Origin of the sequence: Nostoc sp. 2RC (genome assembly GCF_014222165.1) — a bacterium.
Taxonomy (GTDB): domain Bacteria; phylum Cyanobacteriota; class Cyanobacteriia; order Cyanobacteriales; family Nostocaceae; genus Nostoc; species Nostoc linckia.
In genome coordinates, this window is record NZ_JACKZU010000293.1 from 1 (window position 1) to 10,333 (window position 10,333).

8 protein-coding genes are annotated in these 10,333 nt (G+C 38.3%); 3 read left to right on the plus strand and 5 right to left on the minus strand.

Going from position 1 to position 10,333, the window contains the following annotated elements:
• Positions 1 to 405 (plus strand): GNAT family N-acetyltransferase (locus tag GNE10_RS25595; protein WP_185567850.1); only part of this gene is annotated, 405 nt, incomplete at its 5' end.
• A 286-nt stretch (positions 406 to 691) separates the two neighbouring features.
• Here the strand turns inward: GNE10_RS25595 and GNE10_RS25600 are convergent.
• The 3 genes from GNE10_RS25600 to GNE10_RS25610 all read right to left on the minus strand — a co-directional run bounded on the left by GNE10_RS25600 (position 692) and on the right by GNE10_RS25610 (position 3,769).
• Positions 692 to 1,354 carry an ester cyclase gene (locus tag GNE10_RS25600; protein ID WP_185567854.1) on the minus strand — a complete coding sequence of 221 codons (663 nt, stop codon included), beginning with the start codon at positions 1,352 to 1,354 and terminating at the stop codon, positions 692 to 694.
• A 197-nt stretch (positions 1,355 to 1,551) separates the two neighbouring features.
• On the minus strand, positions 1,552 to 3,156 hold the full coding sequence (locus GNE10_RS25605) for a 2-isopropylmalate synthase (RefSeq protein WP_099067090.1): 1,605 nt from the start codon (positions 3,154 to 3,156) through the stop codon (positions 1,552 to 1,554).
• A gap of 91 nt (positions 3,157 to 3,247) precedes the next feature.
• A complete protein-coding gene (locus GNE10_RS25610) occupies positions 3,248 to 3,769 on the minus strand; it encodes an NYN domain-containing protein (RefSeq protein ID WP_096535107.1) in 522 nt (173 codons plus the stop codon).
• 742 nt (positions 3,770 to 4,511) lie between these two features.
• Here GNE10_RS25610 and GNE10_RS25615 point away from each other — a divergent pair.
• Complete coding sequence (locus GNE10_RS25615; RefSeq protein ID WP_185567857.1) at positions 4,512 to 6,863, plus strand: CHASE2 domain-containing serine/threonine-protein kinase; 2,352 nt, start codon at positions 4,512 to 4,514, stop codon at positions 6,861 to 6,863.
• A gap of 232 nt (positions 6,864 to 7,095) precedes the next feature.
• Here the strand turns inward: GNE10_RS25615 and gorA are convergent, their stop codons facing one another.
• Together gorA and GNE10_RS25625 are read right to left on the minus strand one after the other, a co-directional pair.
• Positions 7,096 to 8,442: a glutathione-disulfide reductase gene (gene gorA / locus GNE10_RS25620; RefSeq protein WP_185567860.1), complete on the minus strand. Its 1,347-nt coding sequence runs from the start codon at positions 8,440 to 8,442 to the stop codon at positions 7,096 to 7,098.
• A 529-nt stretch (positions 8,443 to 8,971) separates the two neighbouring features.
• Positions 8,972 to 9,238, minus strand: coding sequence for a hypothetical protein (locus GNE10_RS25625; RefSeq protein WP_185567863.1), 267 nt, complete (start codon positions 9,236 to 9,238; stop codon positions 8,972 to 8,974).
• Positions 9,239 to 9,376: 138 nt separating this feature from the next.
• On the opposite strand from GNE10_RS25625, the gene GNE10_RS25630 reads away from it, so the two are divergent.
• Entirely contained in the window at positions 9,377 to 10,258 is an 882-nt protein-coding gene (locus GNE10_RS25630; protein WP_185567866.1) for a helix-turn-helix domain-containing protein, read from the plus strand.
• The last annotated feature ends 75 nt before the right edge of the window (positions 10,259 to 10,333 follow it).

Here is a 10,333-nt window from a genome sequence, read left to right on the forward strand (position 1 = left end):
CAAATGATTCATGGGTTTTTACAAACTTCTTATTGGGCGGAAAACATCCCATTAGAGATTGTAGAAAAATCAATCAAAAATTCTTTATGCTTTGGATTATATGAAGGCGAACAACAAATTGGCTTTGCCAGAGTCATTACCGATTATGCGACTTCTGCGTTATTAAAAGATGTTTTTATTTTGGAGCCTTACCGAGGACAGGGTTTAGGCAAATGGTTTGTAGAATATATTTTAGAATATCCAGAATTGCAAGATGTTGAAAGGTGGATGTTAGGTACAAGAGATGCTCATGGACTCTATCGCCGTTATGGTTTTAAAAATTTGACTGAGCCGGAAAGAATCATGATACGTTTAAGTTCTAAGGAAGAATTCAGAATTCAGAATTCAGAATTAATTAAGACTTAGATTCAAACTTGATAATTTGAGCAAAATCAAGCATTATAAAATTAATACAGCGTATTTCGGGTAAATGAAGTACACGGGTAGGGGCACAATATATTGTGCCCCTACGATTATCTGTACCTCATCAAGTTGCAATCTCCTGTAATTTATGATGCAGGAATATGCTAGAAAACTTTCAATAAAAAAATCTCCAAGTTGTATGGTGTGCTATAGATTTCGTAGCTCATCATAGATTATTGATGGTGGTGCGTTAGCCTCCGGCATAACACACCCTACAACTAAAGCAAAATTAGGAATGGAAAGGACAACCACCACTGGTTAATTTTTGCAGAAAAGCATTGTTATCAAAATAATGCTCTAAAGACTCAATTTTCAAATCATCAGTGACACGAGCAATACTAACTCCTACCATTTCTACTGTTTCACCAGTAGGTACATAATTTTTATAAGAACCACTAAATGTTCCCCAATGTCGCCACTTAAAGGTAACACTAGGCGGCCCGGAAAGCACTTCTGTTAATTCCCAAAAAAAGCCACTAGGAAAGGCTGTATGAAAAAGTTCAAAGGAAGATTCAAAGGTTTCGGATTTGGAACTGTACTGCTCGCTTTCACCTAAAAATAAGTTATAAGTACCTTGTTCTGCAACATCTTGAGCAGTATAGTTTTCTCCGCCATTGCTACTCATTTTAAATTTATCAATAACAATGGAAAGCCACTGTTGGGGATTAGATTTATGAGAAGCTTCCATTTCAAAAGTGCGGACTAAATTTTCAGCGATCGCTTCTAAAGAACCTTCTGGATGATGAAATTTTTTCTCTTGTTCAAGAATTTCATTGCTGAGGGAATAATCTGGACGTTTCCCTTCTCGCCACTGTACTTCTTCATCATTAGCAATGACTACATCTCTATCTTGTACCCAAAGTGGCAATCCTGCGGTTTTCTCGCTAACCATACAATTTGATTGATAATAAACATCCGTTCTCAGAATAAAATTTTCTGGATATTAGGTAAATCAGAAAATATACAAAGTAAAGAATATTCATAATAGGTAGAACTCAGAATTCAGGATGCAGAAAAATAAATAGGGTAACACAACTGTGCTACCCTATTTACACTTTTCAATTAACTGCAAATCAAGACAGAAGTTTTTTAGACTTTCTGTGCAGATACTTCTTCTGCTTTCTCTTGAGTTTGCAATGCTGCATACAACCTATTTAAGGCGTTTACATAAGCTTGCGCTGATGCCACGATGATATCTGTGTTCGCTGCATGACCAGAAAATACTCTAGATTCATAACGCAAACGAATTGTCACTTCGCCTATGGCGTCAATACCTGCTGTTACTGACTGCACAGAAAACTCAATCAATTCATTAGGTACGTTTACTACACGGTTGATTGCTTTGTAAACTGCATCCACTGGCCCAGTACCGATGGCTGCATCGGTTAATTCTTCGCCTTCTGGGGTACGCAGAGTTACTGTAGCGGTGGGACGGGCGTTGCTACCACAGGAAACTTGCACTAGTTCTACACGGAATAAATCTGGCGCTTGTTGGATTTCGTCGTTAACGATGGCTTCTAAATCGCGATCGGAAATTTCTTTCTTTTTATCTGCAACTTCTTTGAATCTAACGAATGCTTTGTTTAATTCGCTATCTGACAATTCAAAACCCAATTCTTTCAACCGGGTACGAAAAGCATTTCTGCCTGAATGTTTTCCCAAAACTATTTGATTGTCTGTTAAGCCAATCAATTGGGCGTCCATAATTTCATAGGTGAGTTTATTTTTTAATACCCCATCTTGGTGAATGCCTGATTCATGGGCAAAGGCATTCGCCCCAACAATCGCTTTATTTGGTTGCACTAACATTCCTGTCAAATTAGAAACTAAACGTGAAGTTCTATAAATTTCACGGGTGTCAATATTTGTCAGGGATTCTTGAGATTCTTCTGGTCTTCCCAAATAAGGATTAAAATATTGCCGCCGCACATGCAACGCCATCACTAATTCTTCTAATGATGCATTTCCAGCACGTTCGCCAATACCATTAACCGTACATTCTAATTGCCGCGCGCCATTTTTTATGGCTTCTAAAAAGTTAGCAACTGCTAAGCCTAAATCGTTATGACCGTGAACGGAAATAATCGCTTGGTCGATGTTGGGCACATTTTCTTTAATGCCTTTAATCATCGCTCCAAATTCGCTGGGGGTGATGTAACCAACTGTATCGGGAATATTAATTGTTGTTGCACCAGCGGCGATGGTAGCTTCTAAAACTTGATATAAAAATTCTGGATCGGAACGAGCTGCATCCATCGGCGAAAATTCTACATCTGCCATAAAGGATTTAGCATAAGCTACCATTTCTTGGGCGATGGCTAATACTTCTGTTCTTGTCTTTCGCAGTTGATATTCTAAATGAATATCTGAAGTGGAAATAAATGTGTGAATTCTACCTTTAGCTGCTGGTTTTAATGCTTCAGCAGCAGCTTTAATATCTGCCTTAATTGCCCTGGCCAAACTGCAAATTACAGGCCCATTTTCTGTCCCTACAATTTCTGCAATTTTGCTAACTGCTTCAAAATCTCCAGGACTAGCAAAGGCGAACCCCGCTTCAATTATGTCCACGCCCAGCCTTGCCAATTGCTTGGCGATCGTTAACTTTTCGTCTATATTCAGGGTTGCTCCCGGACACTGCTCTCCATCTCGCAATGTAGTATCAAAAATCAGGATTTTATCAGTTTTAGTTGTCATTTGCACTTTAGTTGTTTAGTTTTTACTTTTGGATCGAAATATTTTCAAACTTAGTTTTTACTTTTAGCTTTGTAAATAATTGTTAAATCTACTAGCCATCGGTTTTTTCTATTTGATCTCTGATATCATTTAAATCTATATATCTATCCGTAGCATTCCGTAGTTCTCTAGCAATCATTCCTTCTGTAGATACTACTGTAATATGTGTATTTTTGGAACGTAATAGTTCTATTGCTCTTTCAAAATCACCATCACCACTAAATAATACCACTCGATCGTACTGGTCTACTGTATTGAACATATCGACAACAATTTCAATATCTAAATTAGCTTTTTGTGAGTAACGACCAGAAGTATCATCATAGTATTCTTTAAGAATTTTAGTTCTAACTGTATATCCTAGACTAATTAGAGCATCTCTAAAACCTCGTTGATCTTGTGGGTCTTTTAAGCCAGTGTACCAGAATGCATTGATTAATGTTGTTTCTGACTGCTCATGTTTGAAGTATTCTAAGACTCGTCGCGGGTCAAAAAACCACCCGTTTTTTTGTTGAGCATAGAACATATTGTTTCCGTCTACAAAAATAGACAGACGATTCATTGGAGAACCCATACAAATTTACACCTAATAATATAAATGAATTTAGATGGAACAATAGATTATAGCAATTTTCAAATGCCTTGTTTGCTAATATCTATAAAGTAGCTTTTCATCTATAGCGTTGATGCTACCTGTTTCAAGGGATAAAAACGGCTGCAACATTAGAGTCGAGAACTTGGGTGCTAAGCCTTATTCACCTCCGTTACTGCAAGAGCCACCCTGTAATCAAAATCTACCAATAAAATTGACCCGTTAACAGCATTCATAGCTGTATAACACTAAAGTTTACTACTAAAGAGGTATGGCATAAGCTTGCGGGAGAATATAAGTTGATGCCTATCTATAAGTAAAGTTTTAGTATCAGGACATACTTTCTGGAGGATACCAATAGTTGCACCAAAGATAGAAGACACAGTTGTAACACTTGCTGGTAAAGCACCGAGTTGAGAGTATACCTGTTGGTTAGTTTGAGGTAAAATCTCACAGTAAACAAGTGTACAGGCAGAGTATATTAGCTCCGATGTGTGGGACAATCACTCTTATGTCACTCGCTTAACAGACAAGAAATAACTTAGATAGTGCCTGAGAAATAATTTCTTGGGGGCTAATCTTGGTAATCGAAGTTTTTTGATGAATAGAAGATACTTTACAAATGTATAAGATTAACATTTTAAGTCTTATTTCAATGTGTTTGTAGTTAGAAGGTGGTCTGAATAAATAAAAATGTTGGACTTAAATCAATCAGTAACACGATATGGCAGAAGAATCTACATCTACCTTAACCAAAAACTCTGTCTCTGCTGCCAACAGACTGCCCAGTAAACCTACAAAAGTCACGTCTACAACAGCAGCACGACAGTCTAGGTGGATAGTTCGTTTAGGTCATCTACTAGCCGGCACTTGGGCAATAGGCGCAGCAGTACTGACTGCTTCTGGTTGGGATTTAGTTCAATTGATGGAGAATCAGGTACTTTCTCATTTTTTTCAAGTACGAGGGCCGATTGTCCCTCCAGAAGACATTGTAATTTTAGCAATAGACGATCAGTCAATATCAGTTCCAGAACAGTACTATAAAACAGATGCGCAACAGTACGCCTACCTAGAAACACTGAAATCTTTTCCTTATAAACGTGCTGCATATGCCCAGGTAATTACAAAATTAATGAAGGCAGGTGTTCGTTGTGTAGGCTTAGGTCTTGTTTTTGATACACCGAGTAGTTATGGCCCTAATGACGATCGCCAACTGCAAGCAACACTGAAAAAATATGGTAGCAAAGTTGCTTTAGCAGCCCTCTACGAAAATTTCGAGACGCACCAAGGATCGTTTACGCAACTGACACCACCACAACAGATGTTTCACACAGAGTCAGTTTCCATTGGTTCAGTTAATTTTCCTTTGGAGGTGGATGGAAAAGTTCACCGATTGGCGAGTGAGTTTCCCAAATTATTAGATCAAGAAAATTTATTTACAAATAGGCTACCTGCCTTTGATGAAGCAGTACTGAGGGCAGCACAACTAAATTATCCGCAACCAAAAGGCGATGGTATTTATTTTTGGGGCCCTGCGGGAACATTTGAACAAATACCATTTTGGCACGTACTAGATCCAGAAAATTGGAACACTTATTTACAACAGGGAAAAGTATTCAAAAACAAGATTGTTTTGATTGGTTCAACAGATAAATTAAATAATGATTATTATCCAGTAGCAGCTAGTAAGAGTCCCGAACCAATGTCGGGGATAGAAATTCATGCCAATGCCATTGCCACTTTAATGACAGGTAAAGCCATTACCCAAGAAATTCAAACTCTGCCATTGCGTGGCTTGTTTGTGTTAATTTTAGTAGGCACATCAGCATTAATTATTAGTAGAAATAAGCATAGTCTTAATCGATTTCTCTATAGTTTAGTTTTATCTGGTACTTGGCTAGGAATTAGCTATGGTTTGTTTGTTTCCGATGGATTAATTTTCCCCACTAGCATCCCAATGGTGGCCATCGTTTGTTGCGGACTGAGTTACTTGGGAACCTCAATGGTGAGAGAAAACATTAGAAAACGTCAATTAGTAGATATATTTCAAAAATATAAAACTTCTCCGGTTGTCCAAGAAATCATCAGTCAACAAGATGACCTGCAAGATCTAATTCAAGAGCGAGATTTAGCTTTATCAGGAAAAATGTTGGCTCTGCGCTACAGAATTATCAAAGTTCTGGGTGCAGGGGGATTTAGTGAAACCTATGTTGCTGAAGATACCCAACGTCCTGGGAACCCGCGATGTGTTGTCAAGCAATTAAAACCAAGCAACACCAAACCAGGAGGATTGCAACTTGCCAGACGTTTATTTAATTCCGAGGCACAAACACTCGAAAAATTGGGAAATCATCCGCAAATTCCCCAACTTTTAGCGTACTTTGAAGAAGATGAAGAATTTTATTTAATACAAGAATACATACTTGGTCATCCTCTGAATCATGAATTGCCACCAGGTAGAGCAATTGAAGAAATTGCAGTAATCAAAATTATCAAAGACTTATTGCAAACATTAACATTTGTCCATGAAAACAATGTGATTCACCGGGATATTAAACCTAGCAATATCATCCGGCGACACTCAGACGGAAAACTCGTACTCATTGACTTTGGTGCAGTTAAAGAAGTCACAGGCAAACAGCTAGAACCTCAAGAGCAAACTGCCTTCACCATAGGTATTGGGACTCAGGGTTACGCGCCAACCGAGCAATGTTTGGGTCGCCCACAATACAGTAGTGATATCTATGCAGTGGGTATGCTTGGAATTAAAGCCTTAACTGGTATCACACCGCGTGAGTTAGAAAGGGATGCTGACGGACAGATAAAATGGAGCGATCGAGTCCAGGTGAGTGACTCTCTAGTTAAGATTCTCACTACAATGGTGCAGGATGACTTCAAACAACGATATCAGTCTGCATCAGAGGCTCTAAAAACTGTGGAAGCTCTTGAAGCCACTAGCATAATAAATCCCCAAAGCGGATATCCCACCCAACAAAATGACTCATCGATGAGTACTTTAGACGAATTAAACATTACTACAAAATCTTACCCAGCAAGATCGTCAGAAACAACTTGAATGAATTTTAGATTTTAAATTTGGGATTTGGGATTGATATGGCTTACCTATGGTAAAGGAAAAATTAAGAGTTTGGGCTGGGCATGGGGCAAGAAAAAACGCCCTATGCCCGACCACAACAAATAATCTTGCTGCGTAAGTTCTAACTACATTAGCGTAGTTGTTGTTGACTGTTAACGGTCAACAGTCAACAATCTAATCGAGTCAATGTGCAACTTAAATGCAGAACAGCTTAATTCAAAGACAAAAATTCTTCTCCTGCTGTGGGATGAATACCTATTGTTTCATCTAAATCGTGCTTTGTAATGCCCTTGCGAATTGCAACACCAAGACTTTGAATGATATCTGCCGCATTTTCACCCACCATGTGAGCGCCTAAAATTTCGTCAGAGTCACCATTTACTACTAACTTGATGCTTGCTTGTTTATCTTTTGCAGTTAGTTGATAAAACAGTGGTTGGAATTCATTGTAGTAGCATTTTACAGCTGCACCATATTTTTCTCTGGCTTTGGTTTCGGTCATGCCCACACTGGCGACTTCTGGACGGCAAAAAACAGCAGAGGGGACATAATCATAATTTAATTTTTGTGGGTTGTTGCCAAAAACCGTATTGGCAAAGGCAATACCTTCTGCCTTGGCTACAGGAGATAGTTGGATGCGGCTGGTACAGTCACCGACAGCAAAGATATTTTCTTGATTGGTGCGGCTGTATTCATCTACTTTGATTGCACCATGTTCATTAATTTCAACATGGGCATTTTCCAAACCGAGATTTTTAGTATTTGGGGTGTAACCTGCGGCAACTAAAATAGTATCTGCTGCAACTATTTCTCGGCTTTCACTATTAATAGTTAACAGCAAACACTCTTCTGAATATTTGATTTTTTGAACGGTGGTATTGGTGAATAACTTAATTTTGCGTTTACTCAAAGCTTGTTGCACATGAGAGCGAACATCATCATCAAACCCCGACAAAATCATCTTTTCTTTTTCAATCAGTGTCACCTGACAGCTAAAAGCTTGCATCATGCTGGCAAATTCTACACCGATATAGCCACCGCCAATGATTGTCAAACGTTTCGGCAAATAAGGTAGCTGAAACATCTCGCGGGATGTGATGGCATATTCTATACCTGAGATATTGGGCTTTAGGGGTTGGCCGCCCACAGCAATTAAAATTTTATCTGCTGTAACTTGGCGATCGCCAATACTGATAGTATGGGCATCAATCAAACTGGCACGTTCAGAAATTATTTCAATTCCAGCTTTGTGTAATTGCTGAGAATAGAATTCGTTGATGGTGTCAAGATGCTTGTATACAGATTTAATAAATAATGTCCAGTCAAAGTATGTCGGGCAATCACTCCACCCATAAGTCTGTGCCATTTGATTTTGCAGGGCGAAGTCAGCAGCACAAACAATTAGTTTTTTGGGAACGCAGCCACGATTAACACAAGTTCCGCCAAGGGCTTCTTGTTCGGCAATGGCAACACGAACGCCATAACTAGCTGCTTTTTTAGCTGCTGCCAATCCCCCAGGCCCAGCACCAATGACAAACAAATCATAATCAAATGTCATAAAAATCTGTTCCTTTTCAACTTTTTGGAAAGCAGAGCTATTTAATCCCTTATAGTTATTCAGACAAAACTTGATCTACTGTCTTTGGGTGGACAAATCGATAGTAAAACACGCTAATATGTAGCGCATTGCCGCTTGAACCGCAATTACTACAAAAATAACAGCGTAGCCGCACCCGGCCGTAGGCATCGCTCCATTATTGCTAAGTTACATGACATTTTGTTGTGGAACAGACAACATACTCATTCTACAAGAGGTCGATGTTGGCGATGCCTACGCTTTTCACTTGGTGTAGTCCATCCCTCAATAATAAATAACAGCTTCATCTTCAGAATGATTTTTTGTAGTATTGTTACCAATATTACTCAACTTACGATTAACCTATTGTGACTAAAACTTGGGAATTTTTAATAAAGATTTTTGTATTATCAATATAAAGTATATATTTATACATTAAATCTATGACAAAGGCGATCGCTTAATTGCAGAAAGAAGAATGCGATCGCATTTTTAGGCAAGGACTTTTAACTTATCCCGGAATTTGTATTGGGTTGAGGCTGTAAACCCGCCATTTATTTTTTCCAAGATGTAAAAAAACCAAAATTGAGGAACGCCAAGGATGGGGTTTACTCCTGATTTTGTATAACTCTTGGCGTGAAATGTCGAAGTGATGTTCCAGGCGATCGGTTGACCATTCATAGCTTTGAACTACTGGAAAAGCTGGCTGCCAACCGTGCAAAGTTTTTTTAAGTAACTCAAGTTGAATTGCTTCTTGCTGTAAATTATTGTGACTCATATCAAATCTTCCTTAAACTGATGGATTTAGTTGCTATTAACTAGTTTTGTTTGTCTTCTAAAATTTGAATAGTTGTAGTTGTGCAACTAGTTGAACGTGCAACCGTTGAACAAGTTTAGACATAGAGGTTTATGCCCAGTGACAAGAGCTAAAAAAAATAAGGAAGCTGGAGAGGCGTTTAAAAAATTACTCAAAGAAAAGAAGTTTACCCAATACAAACTTGAGCAAGTAACTGGTCTGGATAAAAGCGTCATTAGCAAGATAGCAACTGGACAAACTGCTAATCCTACACCAACCACACTTGAAAAAATAGCAGTTGCTTTGGGGGTTGAACTGGGTGAACTAACAAGAATCTTTGCTCAATCAACTGTACAATCTCAACCTCAAGAGTCAGTCTCTAACGTATCAATATCCAACAACTCTGATTTTGTGGGGCGTGAGGAAGCGATCGCACACCTCGATAAACTAGTTAACGAAGGTGCAAAGGTTATCTTAATTCATGCAGAGGGCGGTATAGGTAAAACAACCTTGGCTACAAAATGGTTTGAGCTTCAAGGTTTAGAGTGCCTTAAACTGCGTGTAGGAAGTACACCTCAGAATTTAAACTCAGTACAAGATTGGTTAAGGCTCAAGCTTAGAGATTGTTTTAATGAGAATCCAGAAGAAAATTTTATGATTATGCTGGAGCAATTAAAAACCAAGCTTCAAATTAGAAAAATTGGTGTATTGATTGATAACCTTGAACCTGCTTTGATAAATGGTAAGTTTATAAAAACCCAGCAGAGCTATTATATAGAATTATTAACTGTACTAGCACATCATAATGTAAAGTCAGTTACTTTAATTACAAGCCGTGAGCAAATTCAGGAACATACGTTGAAGCGTCTTCAAACTTTTAAATCCTATTCAATGAAAGGTTTGGAGAAAGAAGCATGGCAACAGTATTTTGAAATATTTCACATTAATATAGATAGTAATGCTCTCAGCAAAATGCATCAAGCTTATGGAGGTAACGCTTAGAGGATGTTTGGAAAGTATTAAACAATTCAGTTAAGCCAGTCTTTTAAGCATTAACCGAATCATTGCTACTTGTAC